9 protein-coding genes are annotated in these 15,513 nt (G+C 65.6%); 3 read left to right on the plus strand and 6 right to left on the minus strand.

Going from position 1 to position 15,513, the window contains the following annotated elements:
* Window positions 1–4: 4 nt before the first annotated feature.
* The 6 genes from LB453_RS13515 to LB453_RS13540 all read right to left on the minus strand — a co-directional run bounded on the left by LB453_RS13515 (window position 5) and on the right by LB453_RS13540 (window position 11,093).
* On the minus strand, window positions 5–2,605 hold the full coding sequence (locus LB453_RS13515; protein ID WP_224481438.1) for a nitrate reductase: 2,601 nt from the start codon (window positions 2,603–2,605) through the stop codon (window positions 5–7).
* Window positions 2,602–6,666 carry a nitrite reductase large subunit NirB gene (gene nirB, locus LB453_RS13520; RefSeq protein ID WP_103797536.1) on the minus strand — a complete coding sequence of 1,355 codons (4,065 nt, stop codon included), beginning with the start codon at window positions 6,664–6,666 and terminating at the stop codon, window positions 2,602–2,604. The genes LB453_RS13515 and nirB overlap by 4 nt, the downstream gene beginning before the upstream one ends.
* A 10-nt stretch (window positions 6,667–6,676) precedes the next feature.
* Complete coding sequence (locus tag LB453_RS13525; RefSeq protein WP_103797535.1) at window positions 6,677–7,462, minus strand: ABC transporter ATP-binding protein; 786 nt, start codon at window positions 7,460–7,462, stop codon at window positions 6,677–6,679.
* Window positions 7,463–7,471: 9 nt separating this feature from the next.
* Window positions 7,472–8,338 carry a nitrate ABC transporter permease gene (ntrB, locus tag LB453_RS13530; RefSeq protein WP_103797534.1) on the minus strand — a complete coding sequence of 289 codons (867 nt, stop codon included), beginning with the start codon at window positions 8,336–8,338 and terminating at the stop codon, window positions 7,472–7,474.
* Between the two features lie 11 nt (window positions 8,339–8,349).
* The gene (locus tag LB453_RS13535; protein WP_103797533.1) at window positions 8,350–9,600 is read right to left on the minus strand and encodes a CmpA/NrtA family ABC transporter substrate-binding protein; all 1,251 of its coding nucleotides are present in this window, start codon (window positions 9,598–9,600) and stop codon (window positions 8,350–8,352) included.
* Window positions 9,601–9,863: 263 nt separating this feature from the next.
* Window positions 9,864–11,093 (minus strand): nitrate regulatory protein, encoded by a 1,230-nt coding sequence (locus LB453_RS13540; protein WP_224481439.1) that lies wholly within the window; start codon window positions 11,091–11,093, stop codon window positions 9,864–9,866.
* A 498-nt stretch (window positions 11,094–11,591) separates the two neighbouring features.
* Here LB453_RS13540 and LB453_RS13545 point away from each other — a divergent pair, with 498 nt between their 5' ends.
* The 3 genes from LB453_RS13545 to tssM all read left to right on the plus strand — a co-directional run bounded on the left by LB453_RS13545 (window position 11,592) and on the right by tssM (window position 15,503).
* The gene (locus LB453_RS13545; protein WP_199187370.1) at window positions 11,592–12,086 is read left to right on the plus strand and encodes an SH3 domain-containing protein; all 495 of its coding nucleotides are present in this window, start codon (window positions 11,592–11,594) and stop codon (window positions 12,084–12,086) included.
* Window positions 12,087–12,171: 85 nt separating this feature from the next.
* On the plus strand, window positions 12,172–13,389 hold the full coding sequence (gene icmH / locus LB453_RS13550) for a type IVB secretion system protein IcmH/DotU (protein ID WP_103797531.1): 1,218 nt from the start codon (window positions 12,172–12,174) through the stop codon (window positions 13,387–13,389).
* The gene (tssM, locus tag LB453_RS13555) at window positions 13,389–15,503 is read left to right on the plus strand and encodes a type VI secretion system membrane subunit TssM (RefSeq protein ID WP_103797530.1); all 2,115 of its coding nucleotides are present in this window, start codon (window positions 13,389–13,391) and stop codon (window positions 15,501–15,503) included. Before icmH ends, tssM begins: the two co-directional genes overlap by 1 nt.
* The last annotated feature ends 10 nt before the right edge of the window (window positions 15,504–15,513 follow it).

Here is a 15,513-nt window from a genome sequence, read left to right on the forward strand (position 1 = left end):
TCCGTTACGCCGTTGCAGGCGTGAGTAGCAGTTGTTTAAGTTCAGGAATGCAGGAGCCGCAGTTGGTGCCGCACTTCAGCGCGGCCCCCAGCGCCGCAGGCGAGTCGCTGCCCTCCTCTATCGCCCGGCGGATCGCCGTTTCGCCGACGCCGAAACAGCTGCAGATGATGCGCCCCGCGTCGTTGCCCTGTGCGCTGCAGCCCGCCAGCAGCGCAAAGCGTCCGGCGGCGTCGGCGGGCGGCGCGCAGAAAGCAGCGCTAATCAGCCCCTGGTCAAGCGTCGGCAGACGCGGCGCGGCGTAGAACGCCAGCTGCAGCTCGCCTTCGCGCCACGCCAGCAGCCGGTACTCACCCGCAGCACCCGTCGCCTGCTGCAGCTGCATGTTCTGCGTCGCCAGCTGCGCCTGCGCCCAGTCGCTGGCGGCACCATCGCCCGCCAGCGTCAGCCGCTGCGCGCCTGCCTGCGGCGCGCGTGCCCAGTAGCGCAGCCCGGCAGGTGGGTGGATATCGCGCTGCCACAGCCAGCCCTGCCAGTCGGTGCGCAGCGGCTGGAGACGCACCGCCGTCTGCTTCAGCGCCGGCTGGCCCGACGCGGGACAGCAGCGGGCCGTCACCAGCGCGCCGACGCTGCTCTGCAGGGCGAACTGGCGGTTCCAGTGCATCGGCGCAAACAGCTCGTCAGGCCGCATGCCGCTGTCGATCCGCACCCGCGCCACCATCCAGCCGCGCATCGACTGCACCCGCGCCAGGTCGCCGTCGGCGAGGCCCCAGCGCTGCGCCGTCACCGGATGCAGCGCGATATAGGGCTCGTCGATATGCTGCATCAGACGCGGCACCGCGCCAGTGCGCGTCATGGTGTGCCACTGATCGCGGATGCGTCCGCTGTTCATCAGCAGCGGACAGGCTTCGTCAGCCGCCAGCGCCAGCGGCGCGGCGCAGGGCAGCAGCCGCGCCTTGCCGTCGGCATGGAAAAAGCGGCGATCGCCAAACAGCCGGGCACAGCCGTGGGGAAAGCGCGCGTTGACCGGCCACTGTACCGGCTTCAGCCGATCCCAGCTCTCATCGCTGAGCTGCGCCAGGGCGCTGATGTCGAAAGCGCGCTGGCCCTGGTTTTCAAAGCCGGAGAGCGCAGCGTGCTCGCGAAAAATCTCCGCCGGATGCTGCCAGGCGAAGGCGTCGCCAAAGCCGAGCCGCTGCGCCACCTGCGCCAGCAGCCACCAGTCTGGCTTCGCCTCGCCGGGCGGCGGCACAAAGGCGCGCTGGCGCGAGATGCGCCGCTCGGAGTTGGTAACGGTGCCGTTTTTTTCGCCCCAGCCGAGCGCGGGCAGCAGAATATCGGCGAACGCCGTGGTGTCGGTCTGCGCCATCACGTCGGAGACGATCACCAGCGGACAGCTCGCCAGCGCCTGCGCCACGCGGTTGCCTTCCGGCATTGACGCCGCCGGATTGGTGCCGAGGATCCACACCGCCTTTACCTCGCCGCGCGCCACCGCCTCGAACAGCGCCACGGCGGTAAGGCCGGGCCGCCGCGCCACCGTCGGGCTGCGCCAGAAGCGCTGCAGCCGGTCGCACTCGGCGTCGCTGAAGCCCATATGCGCCGCCAGCTGGTTCGCCAGTCCGCCCACTTCGCGTCCGCCCATGGCGTTAGGCTGCCCGGTCAGCGAAAAGGGGCCGCAGCCCGCGCGGCCCAGCTTGCCGCTCAGCAGATGGACGTTAAGAATGGCGTTATTATGGTCGCTGCCGGCGACCGACTGGTTAATGCCCATGCACCAGAGCGTCAGTACGCGATCGCTGCCGCTAAAGAGCTGGTAGAACTGCGTCAGCAGATCGCTATCCAGCTCGCAGGCCGCCGCCGTGCGCGCCAGCGTCCAGGGCTGCGCCGCCGCCAGCGTCTCCTCTACGCCGTTCAGGTGGGGCAGCATGCTGCTGTCGATGCCGCTATGCTGCGCCAGCCAGTTGAGCAGGCCAGCGTACAGCGCGCCGTCGCTGCCCGGCCGCAGCGGCAGATGCAGATCCGCCAGATCGGTGCTCGCGGTGCGGCGCGGATCGATCACCACCACCCGCATCGCCGGGCGCTGCTGCTTCGCCTGCACCAGCTGCTGATAAGCCACCGGATGCGTCCAGGCGGCGTTGGACCCCACCAGCACTACCAGATCCGCCTCGGCGAAATCGGCATAGCAGCAGGGCACCGCGTCGGCGCCAAAGGCGCGCTTGTAGCCCACCACCGCCGAGGCCATGCAGAGCCGCGAATTGGTATCGATATTGGCCGCGCCGATATATCCCTTCATCAGCTTATTGGCGACGTAATAGTCCTCGGTGAGCAGCTGGCCGGAGGCGTAGATCGCCACCGCCTCCGGGCCGTGCCGGTCAATAATGGCGCGCAGTCGCGCGGCGGCACTCTCCAGCGCCCTCTCCAGCGCCACCGGTTCGCCGTCGACCCGCGCCCGCAACAGCCGCCCGCTGGCATGCAGGGTGTCGCCCAGCGCCGCGCCTTTCACGCACAGGCGACCGTGGCTGGCCGGATGGCTGGGGTCGCCGGTGACGACGCTGCTGGCGCTCACGCTGACGCCGCAGCCGACGCCGCAGTAGGGACAGGTGCTCTTCATGAGGCTTCCGCCATCAGGTTCAGCGGCCGGTTCGCCACCCAGATCTGCCCCGCTTCCAGCTTCACCGGCCAGCAGCGCAGCCGCTGCTGTGGATCGTCGAGGCTCTGCCCGTCGCGCAGCCGCACGCGCTGTTTATAGAGCGGCGAGATCACCACCGGCTCCCCCGCCACGTCGCCGAGGATGCCGCGCGACAGCACGCTGACCTCGCTGCCCGGCTCGCGATCCTCCAGCGCATAGAGGGCGTCGCCGAAGCGGAACAGCGCAATGCGCTCGCTGCCGAGACGCGCGCCGATGCCCGCCTGCGGCGGCACCGCCGCAAGATCGCACAGCGCGCTCCAGGGCTCGGCGGGCAGCTCGCGCAGCGGGATGCGCGCCTGCGTTGCGGGCTGACGCTGGTCGCGCACCCGATGGTAAGGCGGCGCCTCGTCCGGCCCGTCGCCGTTAACGGCGGTGGTAAAGAGCGCGCGCCGCGAGGGATCCGCCAGCGTGGTTCGCCATTCGCACTGGTAGCTGTCGACCACGCGCTGCATCTCCGCCTCCAGCGTCGCCGCAATGTCGAGGCTATCCTCGATTACCACCTGGCGCAGGTAGTCAAGCCCCCCTTCAAGGTTATCCATCCAGACGCTGGTGCGCTGCAGCCGGTCGGCGGTGCGCACGTAGAACATCAGGATGCGGTCGACGTAGCGGATCAGCGTTTCGTCGTCGAGGTCGCTGGCGAAGAGATCGGCGTGGCGCGGCTTCATGCCGCCGTTGCCGCAGACGTAGAGATTCCAGCCTTTCTCGGTGGCGATAACGCCGATATCTTTGCTCTGCGCCTCGGCGCACTCGCGGGTGCAGCCCGACACCGCCATTTTGATCTTGTGCGGCGCGCGCAGCCCTTTGTAGCGGTGCTCCAGCGCGATGGCGAAGGCGGTCGAATCCTGCACGCCGTAGCGGCACCAGCTGGAGCCGACGCAGGACTTCACCGTGCGCAGCGATTTGCCGTAGGCGTGGCCGGTCTCAAAGCCTGCTGCCAGCAGCGCCTCCCAGATAGCGGGCAGCTGATCGAGCCGCGCGCCGAAAAGATCGATACGCTGGCCGCCCGTAATTTTGGTGTAGAGATCGTAGCGCGCCGCCACCTCGCCGATGGCGATCAGCCCCTGCGGGGTGATCTCACCGCCCGCCACGCGCGGCACCACCGAGTAGCTGCCATCTTTCTGGATATTGGCGAAATAGCGATCGTTGGTCTCCTGCAGCGGCAGGTGCGCCGGCTTCAGCAGGTAGTCGTTCCAGCAGGAGGCGAGCAGCGACGCCGCCAGCGGTTTGCACACCTCGCAGCCGTGGCCGCGCCCGTGCGCCGCCAGCAGCGCCTCCCAGCTTTTCAGCTCGCCGACGCGCATCAGGTGATAAAGCTCCTGGCGTGACCAGGGGAAGTGCTCGCAGATATCTTTTTTTACCACGACGCCCAGATTCGCCAGCTGGTGCTCCATCACCTGCTTTACCAGCGCCGAACAGCCGCCGCAGCCGGTGGCCGCGCGGGTACACTGCTTCACCGCCGCCATATCGCCGCAGCCCGCCTGCACCGCGGCGCAGATATCGCCCTTGCTGACGCTGTGGCAGGAGCAGACCTGCGCGCTTTCCGGCAGGGCCGCCACGCCCGATGCCCGGCCCGGCGATGCCGCCAGTGCGGGCAGGATCAGGCTCTCCGGCGCGGCGGGCAGCGCCATCTGGTTAAGCATCATCTGCAGCAGCGTGCTGTAGTCGCTGCTGTCTCCCACCAGCACGCCCCCCAGCAGGGTTTTGCCCTCGCCGCACACCACGATCTTTCTGTAAATCCCCTTCGGCTCGTCGGTCCAGTAGAGGCTCTGGCTGCCCGGCGTGCGGCCGTGCGCGTCGCCGAACGAGGCGACCTCAACGCCGAGCAGCTTGAGTTTCGTGCTCATATCCGCGCCGCTGAAGGTGCTGGCCTCGCCGGCGAGCTGCCCGGCCAGCACCCGCGCCATCTGATAGCCGGGCGCCACCAGGCCGAAGATCTGCCCGTTCCACAGCGCGCATTCGCCGATGGCAAACACCGCCTCGTCGCTGGTCTGGCAGCGATCGTTAATAGCGATGCCGCCGCGCGCCCCCAGGCTCAGCCCCGCCTCCCGTGCCAGCTCGTCGCGCGGACGAATGCCCACCGAAAAGAGCACCATATCGGTGTTGAGCCTCTCGCCGTCGGCAAACTGCAGCGTCAGGCTGCCGTCCGCTTCGCGCGCGAGGGTTTGCGTCTCCTTCGCAGTATGTACCTGCACGCCGAGCGCCTCGATTTTACGCCGCAGCATCTGCGCGCCGCCCTCGTCGAGCTGTACCCCCATCAGGCGCGGCGCGAACTCAACCACATGGGTCTCCAGCCCGAGCTGACGCAGCGCATTGGCCGCCTCCAGCCCCAGCAGGCCGCCGCCGATCACCACCCCGCGCTGGCTGCGGCGCGCGCAGGCGGCGATGGCGTCGAGATCGTCCAGCGTGCGGTAGACGAAGCAGCGGGCGTCGTCATGGCCGGGAATGGGCGGCACAAAAGGACGCGAGCCGGTGGCGAGCACCAGCTTATCCCACGCCAGCTCGTCGCCGCGGCTGTCGCGCAGGCTGCGCTGCTGGCGATCGATGGCGACCACCCGACAGCTGCTGCGCAGCTCGATGCCGTGCGCCGCAAAGAAATCCTCGCCGACCAGCGACAGATCGGCGGCGCTTTTGCCCTCGAACCAGGATGAGAGATGGACGCGATCATAGGCGGGCAGCCGCTCTTCGCCGTAGACCACGATGTGATAGCGCTGGTGCAGCGCGCGCGCCACCAGCTGTTCGAGGAAATAGTGGCTAACCATGCCGTGACCGACCACGGCTAATACCGGTTTACTCATCATCGGGCTTCCTGCAGCCTGCGGCTGCGATTCGGGTGGAGTGTCAAAAAGGGTGTGCAGCGCGGCGGGTTCGCCCGCCTGCAGCTTTGCCAGTAGCGGCGCGGCCTGCCGACAGTCGCCGTAGAGCAGCACCCCTGTCAGGCGGCCGTCGCGCAAAAACAGACGGCGGTAGTCGCCAGAGAGCGGGTCGAAGCTGATGCAGCTCTCCGCCTCGCGAATATCCCCGCAGCTGAACAGCGAAATGCCGCTGACCTTGAGGCGGGTGCCGCTTTCCTGATGGTGAAAATCCGCAGCCGGCTGCCCGGCCAGCTGCGCCGCCAGCACCGCCGCCTGCGCCTGACCTGGCGCCGCCAGGCCGAAGGTTTCGCCGTCGATTTCGCAGCACTCGCCGAGCGCGTAGACGCCGGGCACTGCGCTACGCAGCTGGCGATTCACCAGGATGCCGCGCCCACAGGGGACGCCCGCCGCCGCCGCAACGGCGATCTCCGGCTCAATACCGATGGCGATCACCACCTGCGCGGCCGGCAGCGCACGGCCGTCGGCGAGCAGTACGCCGCTTTCCGTCACTGCCGCCAGCCCGCTGTTAAGCGCTACCCGTAGCCCGCGTGAACGCAGCTGCGCCTCCAGCAGCGCGCCCGCCTGGGCATCCAGCTGGCGATCCAGCAGCCAGCGCTTAGGGTGCAGCAGCGTGACCTCGCGCCCCCTGGCGCACAGCGCGGCGGCGGCCTCAATGCCGAGGAAGCCGCCGCCCAGCACCACCACCGGCCCCTTCCCGGCCAGCAGCGCGTCGACGTCCGCCCTGGTGCGAAAGCCACAGACCTGCGGCCGGTCAACGCCGGGTATAGCGGGCAGCCGCGGGCGCGATCCGGTGGCGAACACCAGCCGATCCCACTGCAGCACGCGGCGGTCGGTTTCCAGCCGCCGCGCCGCAAGGTCGACGCGCTGCACCGTTTCGCCCGCCAGCAGCGTGACGCCCTGTTGCTGATACCACGCCGGCGTGTGGATCAGCGTTTCTTCAAAGGATGTCTCGCCCGCCAGCACCGGCGACAGCAGCACGCGGTTATAATTGCCGTGCGGCTCACGCCCGATCACCGTAATGGCGTAGCGATCCGGGGCGAGCCGCAGCAGGCACTCAACCATGCGCATCCCCGCCATACCGTTGCCCACCACCAGCAGCCGTTGCTTCATATGCCGCTCCTCAGGCTGCGGTCTGTTTTTCATACAGAAAGTGCAGGATCTGCTGGCGTAGCTGGTGATAGCGCGCGTCGTCCGCCAGCGCCACCCGCGATCGCGGCCTGGGGAGATCGACGGCGAGGATCTCGCCCACTTTCGCCGCCGGGCCGTTGGTCATCATCAGCACCCGGTCGGAGAGCAGCACCGCCTCGTCGACGTCGTGGGTGATCAGCACGATGGTGGTGTTCAGCTCCTGCTGGATGCGCATCACGCTATCCTGCAAGTGGGCGCGCGTCAGCGCATCGAGCGCGCCGAACGGCTCGTCGAGCAGCAGCACGCGCGGCTTCATCGCCAGCGCGCGCGCAATGCCGACGCGCTGCTTCATGCCGCCCGATATCTCGCCGGGACGCTTGTGCATCGCATGGCTCATCTGCACGCGATTGAGGTTGTGCTCCACCCACTCGCCCATCTCCGCCTTGCTCATGCGTCCCTTAAAGACCTGGCGCACCGCCAGCTCGACGTTCTGCCAGGCGGTCAGCCAGGGCAGCAGCGAGTGGTTCTGAAACACCACCGCGCGTTCCGGGCCTGGCCCGGCGATTTCGCGGTTGTCGCACAGCAGCACGCCGCTGCTCGGCGCGCTCAGCCCGGCGATCAGGTTGAGCAGCGTCGATTTGCCGCAGCCGGAGTGGCCAATCAGGCTAAGGGTTTCCCCTTCGTGAATATCGAACGAGACGTTGTCCAGGGCGAGAAAGTCGCCGCCCGCCGTGGTGAAACGCTGGCTGACCTGCTGAACGCGAATAATCGGTGACATAGCGACTCCTTATTTATCCCAGCTAAAACGGCGCGCCAGCAGCATCAGCCCCTGCTCCAGCAGCAGGCCCACCACGCCGATAAGCAGAATGGCGATGAGGATGTTCTCGACGTTAAGGTTGTTCCACTCGTTCCAGATCCAGAAGCCGATGCCGAGCCCGCCGGTAAGCATTTCGGCGGCGACAATCACCAGCCAGGCGATGCCGATAGAGAGCCGCACGCCGGTAAGCACCGCCGGCAGCACGGCGGGAAACAGGATGCGGCGCAGGATCGTCCACTCGGAAAGCTGCAGCACGCGCGCCACGTTGAGGTAGTCCTGTGGGATGCGCTGCACCCCTTCGGCGGTGTTGATTACCATCGGCCAGACAGAGCAGATAAAAATGGTCCAGCTGGAGGCGGGTTCGGCGCGCTGAAACAGCAGCAGGCCGATAGGCAGCCAGGCGAGCGGGCTGACCGGGCGCAGCAGCGCGATAATCGGGCTGAACATGCGCGACACAAAGGTAAAGCGCCCGATCAGAAAGCCAGCGGGAATGCCCACCAGCGCCGCCAGGCCGAAGCCGACGGCGACGCGCTGCAGCGAGGCGAGCACGTTCCAGCCGATGCCCTGATCGTTTGGTCCGGCGTTATAGAAGGGATCGGCGAACAGCGTCAGCGCCGCCTGCCAGGTGGCGTAGGGCGTGGGAAAGCCGCTGCTCCACAGCGCGGCGATCTGCCACACCAGCAGCATCAGCAGCAGGCCGCACAGCGCCGGAATAAGGCGCTGCATCAGCGGACGCAGGCGCGCCGGGCGGGCCGCGCTTTTCGGTTTCAGATTCAGGGTGATAACGGTGCCGGGTTCGACCGCCGCCGGGGCGCTGATCTGCGCGACTTTTTTCATTTCTGCCTCTCTTAACGTTTCAGGGCGAAGCTGGCGGCGTAAGCGGCGGGATGCGTGCCGTCCCATACCTTGCCGTCCATCAGGGTGCTGCTGCGCAGCTCGCTTTGCGGCAGCGCAACGTTGCCGACGGCGCTGGCCGCCTGTTTGTAGATATCGATGCGGTTAACCTGGCGCGCCACCGCCAGATAGTCGGGATCGGCGCTGAGCATGCCCCAGCGCTTCAGCTGCGTCAGGAACCACATGCCGTCGGAGAGCCAGGGAAAGCTCACCGCGCCGTCGCGGAAAAAGCGCATCGGATGCGCGTCCTGCCAGCTTTTGCCGAGGCCGTTCTGGTACTGACCGAGCATGCGCCCTTCCAGCGTCTCGACTCTGGTATTAATCCAGGCGCGCTGCGCCAGCACCGCCGCGGTTTCACGGCGGTTATCGTCAGAGGCGTCGATCCAGCGCGCCGCCTCCAGCACCGCGGCGGTAAGCGCGCGGGCGCTGTTGGGATTGCTTTTCACCCACTCGGCGCGGGTGGCGAGGATCTTCTCCGGGTGATCGGGCCAGATCTGCTGCGAGGTCGCGGCGGTAAAGCCGATGTTGTCGCTGATGGCGCGCTGGTTCCACGGCTCGCCGACGCAGAAGCCGCTCATATTGCCGATCTTCATATTCATCACCATCTGCGGCGGCGGCACGACAAGGGTGCGAACGTCGTTAAACGGATGAATGCCCGCCTCGGCGAGCCAGTAGTAGAGCCACATCGCGTGGGTGCTGGTTGGAAAGGTGTGGGCGAAGCTAAAGGTGCCTTTTGGCTGCGCCGCGACCGCCTGCTTCAGGCTGGCGGCGTCGGTGACGCCCTGCGCTTTCAGCTGGCTGGAGAGCGTAATCGCCTGGCCGTTGTTGTTAAGGGTCATCAGGTTGGCCATGTCGTGCTGCGGCCCCGCCACGCCCAGCTGCAGGCCGTAGATCATGCCGTAGAGCGCATGGGCGGCGTCCAGCTCCCCGGCGGTGAGCTTGTCGCGTACTGCCGCCCAGCTCGCCTCTTTGCTCGGCTGCAGCGTCAGGCCGTACTTTTTATCGAAGCCCTTGACCGCCGCCATCACCACCGGCGCGCAGTCGGTCAGCGGAATAAACCCGACGCGCAGGCTCGCCTTCTCCGGCGCGTCGGAACCGGCGGCCCAGACGGCGTTACGCAGCCCCGGCAGCAGATATGCGCCGCCGACAGCGGCGCCGGCGAGTAACAACTTGCGCCGTGAGGCGGAAAAAGAGGAGTGGCTCATCGCTCGCTTCCTGAAAAAAGGGAATAAAAAAAGGCGTCCGACCGACATGCCTGCGCATGCGGATGGACGCCTTTATCCAAAGCACTGTTTCGCCGCCGTTGGCGAAAGAAGTGCGAATACCCTGTAAGTCCAGCAAGGAGCGTGCCAGGTTAATGAACCCGCCGCGCCGCGGCTCCCGGCGCGGCCAGGCCAGAGGGATGCACTTTGTTAACGCGGCCTGCGCACAGCGGTTGTGCATCTACCTCTGCAGAGGTAGCTGCCCCTTACGGCTGCGCGGGGGGCTGCGCTATCGCGGCCACCGCCAGTACCGCCTGGGCGATATCAATAATGCGTTTATTCTGGTTCATGGCGCTTTTGCGCAGCGCCTGCCACGCCGCCGGCTCGTCGTAGCCGTGCTGCTGCATCAGCCAGGCCTTCGCCTGATCGATAGTTCGCCGCTCCTCTAAGGTGGCGCGCATGGTCGCCAGCTCATCCGCCTGGCGCTGCAGACGCTGCGCCTGCTCGCGCACCAGCGACAGCACCGAGCGGCCAAGCTGATGCGCCAGCCCGTCGCTGTGCAGGCGGGTCTGATCCTCCGGCAGCCAGTCGGCGCCGGCGATATAGAGGCTAAAGCTCTGGTCCGCCGCCGGGACCGGCTGGGCGGCTTCGCTCTGCGCGGTCTGAATCGCCTGGCGACAGCGCGTCATCAGCGTGGCGGTAAGGTGATCCTCCAGCGTTTTCATCTGATCGATGCGGGCGCTGAGCAGCGAGAACCAGCGCAGGGTGCCTGACTCTTCCGCCTGGCCGAGGGTGCAGGCGATGCGACGCAGCCGCTCTACCTCGCGGCTGGCGGAGGCCAGCGGACGCCAGCGGGCCAGCGCGTCGGCGTCGGCGAACTGGCTGAAGGTGGCAAAACTCTGCTCCTGCGCCGCGATCAGCGCCACCATACGCTGACGCTGCTCTTCGCTGAAGCGGCCGGCGGCGAAGCCGGCCGATCCGGTGGCGCGCTCCTGCCCTGCCAGCTCTTTGCCCTGCATAAAGCTGAACAGCGCAATCAGCGCGCGGGAGATATCGGGATGGCTGGCGGTATCCGCCGCCTCAAATACCAGGGTCAGCAGGGTGCGGATCACCTCGTTGAACGCCTGCATCGCCTGCGCCTGATCGCGCTCGCCCGCCAGCATCTGCGTGCGCAGCCCCGGCAGCGCCGCCAGCGCCTGCAGCGCGGCGGCGATCAAATTGCAGAAGCGGCTGTCGCCGGGATGGGCCGCCGCGGGCGGCAGCGCCCGGGTAAAGCGCTGGATCGCCTCGCCTACCTCACCCTCGCGCGCCAGGCGCTCCTGGCTAAACAGCCGCCCCTGCGAACAGATCCAGATATTGCTGGCGCCGCGCTCGCGCTGCAGCTGGTGGATCAGCTCGCTCAGTGCCGCAATCAGCTGGCCGGTGTGCAGCAGCCGTTGCAGGCTGGCGATGTCGCTGTCGCGCGATGCCTGGAGGTATGCCAGCGCGTCGGTCATAGGGGTCACCTTTTACTCAGAGTCGCCTTGTCTGGACAGTACGAAGCAAAAGCCATGCCGCTTTACAAAAAAAAGGCGATCCCCCTCACCCGGATATTCTGAAAATAGCGGGCGTCCAGCCGAGCCTGGCGACGTGGCAGAAAGTGGAAGCAATTAAAAAAATTTAATAATTTCCTATTCCTGGTGGCCCATGACAAAATAAGCTGCTTCATAATTCATCGCGTTACGTCATTCATTAGTTAAACGGGTTTAACTGAACTGCCCAGCGACGTTTTTCGGCATTTTTGCGCGCCGCGCGCCTGCCCGGCTAGCATGACTTTAGCGACAGCGCAATAGTTTGAAATCTCAAAAGTCTTAGGTAGACTGGTCGCAGTACTATCCTGATGTAATTTGTCTGTTTTTTTAGCTGATGCTGTGAAGGCATGATGCAGCGCGCAGGTCGTCACCAGGATGACGATGGCGGCGTATTATGCAGTTACTCTGATGAAATCGAGGAACATGGTGAAAAAGAGTCTTGCGTTAATGCTGCTGGCGACGTTGACCCTGGCGGGCTGCAAAGCGCCGCCCCCGCCGGTCACTGATGACACGCTGGTCACCAGCGAAGTCAATGGCGTTAAGTTAGTGCATCGTCATGCGGTGGTCGCGCCTGCCGAATTTACCCCGGTGAATGAGACCTGGCGTGCGCTCTATGCCGCCTCGGTGATGACCACGCCCGACTACGGCGGCAAAGTGGTACGTTACCTTGAAACCGGCAAGCCGTTTGAGGTGCTGGGCAGCGTCGAAAACCACTGGCTGGCGATCGCCGACCAGGCCGACGGCCCGCTGATCGGCTATGTTCCGCTGAAAGCGGGCGTAGAGAGCAGCCGCTACGACGCGACGCTGCGCAGCGATCGCCCGCGCCCGCGCGGTAAGAATAAGCAGGTCTGCGTCGATGTTGGCGGCGCCAGCAAGGCGTGTCGCACCAACGATACCGCGACCTGGATCTTAGACTGATAATGAAATCCGGCGCATATTGCCAGTTTGTTATCCCTGAGCTCGCCACTCAGGGATCTGTTCTTGTCTGGAAGAATCCCCGTTAATGACACAAGAATCGCAGGCCGCAGAGGCAAACGCCTCGGGCAACGATAATCTTTTACTTCAGGCTGCGGCGCCGCTGCTGAACGCCGTGGTGCAGCTACGCCAGGCGGTCACGCACGACGACCCCGCCGGCCTGCGTCAGTCGCTGATCGATGAAATTCGCCAGTTCGAGCAGCGCTGCAAACAGGCCGGGCTGCCGTTCGAGATGATTATCGGCGCGCGCTACTGCCTGTGCAGCGCGCTGGACGAGGCGGCGGCGCAAACCCCGTGGGGCACGCGCGGCGTCTGGTCCGGCAACGGCATGCTGGTCACTTTCCACAACGAAAGCTGGGGCGGCGAAAAATTTTTCCAGCTGCTGTCGCGCATTTCGCAGAGTCCGGCCCAGCACCTCTGGCTGCTGGAGGTGGTGCACTACTGCCTGCTGCTCGGCTACGAAGGCCGCTACCGCGGCAGCGACAGCGGACGGGTGCAGTGCGACGCCATTCGCAAGCGCCTTGCGAAGCTGATCGAAGAAACGCGCCAGCCGCAAAGCGAGAGCGCCAGGCCGCTGGTCGAGGTACATCCGCTGGTCAGCAGCATCTCGCGCCCGATGATCCCGCTCTGGGCCTGCGCCACCGTCGCCGCGCTGCTCGCCTGCCTGCTCTACAGCGCCCTTAACTGGCGGCTCGGCAACGACGCCGAACCGCTGCTGCGCGCGATTTATCAGACGCCGCTGCCGCAGATCACCGTCGGCCGCCGCCCCTCTTCGCCGCAGGCGCTGCTCGATCTGCGCCAGCGCCTCAACGACGTTATCGCCGCCGGTCAGCTCGAAGTCAGCGACGGCGCGTTCGGCAGCAAGGTGATTATCCCCGCTGACAAGCTGTTCGCCGAACAGGGCACCGCCATCAATCCGGTGGGTCGCGCGCTGCTGGCCCGCGTCGCCACGGCGATGAAGAACGTTAAAGGCACGGTGCTGGTGTCGGTCTTTACCGACAATCGTCCGGTGGATAACAGCCGCTTCGCCTCCAGCTATGAATTCTCTTTCGCCCGCGCCCGCGCCGTGACCCAGCTGCTGCAGTCGCAGCTCGCCGACGGCCATGCGATCCGCTCTGAAGGGCGCGGCGACAGCGATCCGCTGCTGCCCAACGACAGCAACGAAAACCGCACGCGCAACCGCCGCGTCGAAATTACGCTGTTCGCCGCGCCGGAAACGCTCAGTAATCATCAGGAAACCCAGTAATGCGCGCATCATTACGCCCTGCTCTCACCCATCGTCTGCTGTGGAGCTTTATTGGCGTGACGGCGCTGAGCTGTCTCGTCTGGATCCTCGGCCCCTTCTGGAGCTGGGGAGAAACCCGGCCGCTGGAGCCGGCGCTGCCGCGCCAGCTGACGGTGGGCCTGCTCTTTTTCATCTGGATTTTGTTTCAGTTTATCCCCTCGCTCTATCGCGCCTGGTTCAACAGCAAGCTGCTCACTAATTTGCAGCAGGCGGGCGCGGAGGATCTCTCCGACCGTCAGGCGACCGAAGAGCTGCTCACCCAGCGCTTCAGCGAAGCGGTGATGCAGCTAAAACGCATGCCCTTCAGCCGCAAAAGCAACAGCCGCTGGCTGGCGCGCATGCAGTCGGGCTATCTCTACCAGCTGCCGTGGTATCTGGTGATCGGCGCGCCCGGCGCGGGCAAAACCACCGCGCTGCTCAACGCCGGTCTCGACTTTCCGCTGACCGACAGCGTCGGCAAGACCGCCATCCGCGGCGTAGGCGGCACCCGCCACTGCGACTGGTGGTTTACCGACCAGGCGGTGCTGATCGACACCGCCGGGCGCTATACCCTGCAGGAGAGCCAGCGCGCGCGCGACGCCAGCGAGTGGAACAGCTTTATCAATTTGCTGAAGCGCTACCGCACCCGCCAGCCGATCAACGGCGTGATCATGACGCTCAGCGTGGCGGATCTGCTGAGCGAGTCGGCCGAGACGCGCTATGCCCAGGCGAGCGCCATGCGCAACCGCCTGAGGGAGCTGCACCAGCAGACCGGCATTCACTTCCCGGTCTATGTGATGGTAACCAAAACCGATCTGCTGAAAGGCTTTATGGGCTATTTCGGCGCGCTGGAGAAGCGCCAGCGCGACGCCGTCTGGGGCTTTACCTTCCCCTGGGAGCCGGGCAAGCCGCATAAAGATGACTGGCACCGCAGCTTTCATCAGCAGTTCCACCGTCTCGAACAGCAGCTGCTGCAGCAGCTGGGTCACAAGATGGCGCAGGAGCGCGATCTCAGCCAGCGCGCCGACTGTTTCCTCTTTCCGCAGGAGTTCGCCTCGCTGCGCCCGCTGCTGAGCGAATACCTTGACGTGGTTTTCTCCGACCAGCAGGAGTCGATCGCCTGGAGCGCCCGCGGGCTCTTCTTTACCAGCGGCACGCAGGAAGGCCTGCCCTTCGACCGCATTATGGGCGAGCTGAGCCGCAAGCTGCAGCTGCCGCAGGCGGGCGGTCAGACCATCGCCGCCTGGGATAGCGTCAACCGCAACAGCCCTATTCCCGGCAACAAGGGACAGAGCTTTTTTATTCGCGATCTGCTTAGCGACCTGGTGTTCCGCGAGAGCGGTCTCGCCGGCAGTAACCGCCACTGGGAGCACCGCAACCAGCTGTTCCACTGGATTGGCTACGGCGTGCTGGCGGGCGCGCTCACTATCGCTTCGGGGCTCTGGATGATTAGCTTTTTCCAGAACCAGCGCTATCTCAGCCAGGTGGCGGAGCGCGTGCCGGTTATCGCCACCCAGAGCCAGCAGGTGATCCATCAGCCGGCGGATAATATTTTTGATCTGCTTCCCTTTTTGAACAACCTGGTTAAACTGCCGCTTTCGGACCACTTTTCTCTGGATAATCCGCCAGTTACCATGCGCGCCGGGCTTTATCGCGGCACCCAGGTGAGCGATGCCGCCTGGGCGCTTTATCAAAATGCGCTAAAGTCTTTGCTATTACCGCGCGTCGCGCAGCAGATCACCAACCTGCTGCGAAACGACAAGGGCGACGACAATGAATACAGCCGCAACGCGCTGCGCGCCTATCAGATGCTCTATCAGCCGCGCAACTACGACGGCGAATTTTTACGCGCCTGGCTGATGCAGAATTTGCAGCGCTCGCTGCCTGAGAACGTCAGCGCGCGCGATCTGCAGCAGCTTGACTGGCACCTCAGCCAGCTGCTGGATCAGCAGATTCAGTCTTCGCCCTATGCGCGCGACAATGCGCTGATGATGCGCAAGCTTGCGGAAAATCTTAAAAATGCGGGTCGCGAAGGCAGCGCGCTGGCCGTTACGCCAGCGGCGGACGCGCAGCGATTGACCACGCATAGCGAGTAATGATGAGGTG

Origin of the sequence: Pantoea agglomerans (assembly GCF_020149765.1) — a bacterium.
In the GTDB taxonomy this organism is placed as follows: Bacteria; Pseudomonadota; Gammaproteobacteria; order Enterobacterales; family Enterobacteriaceae; genus Pantoea; species Pantoea alvi.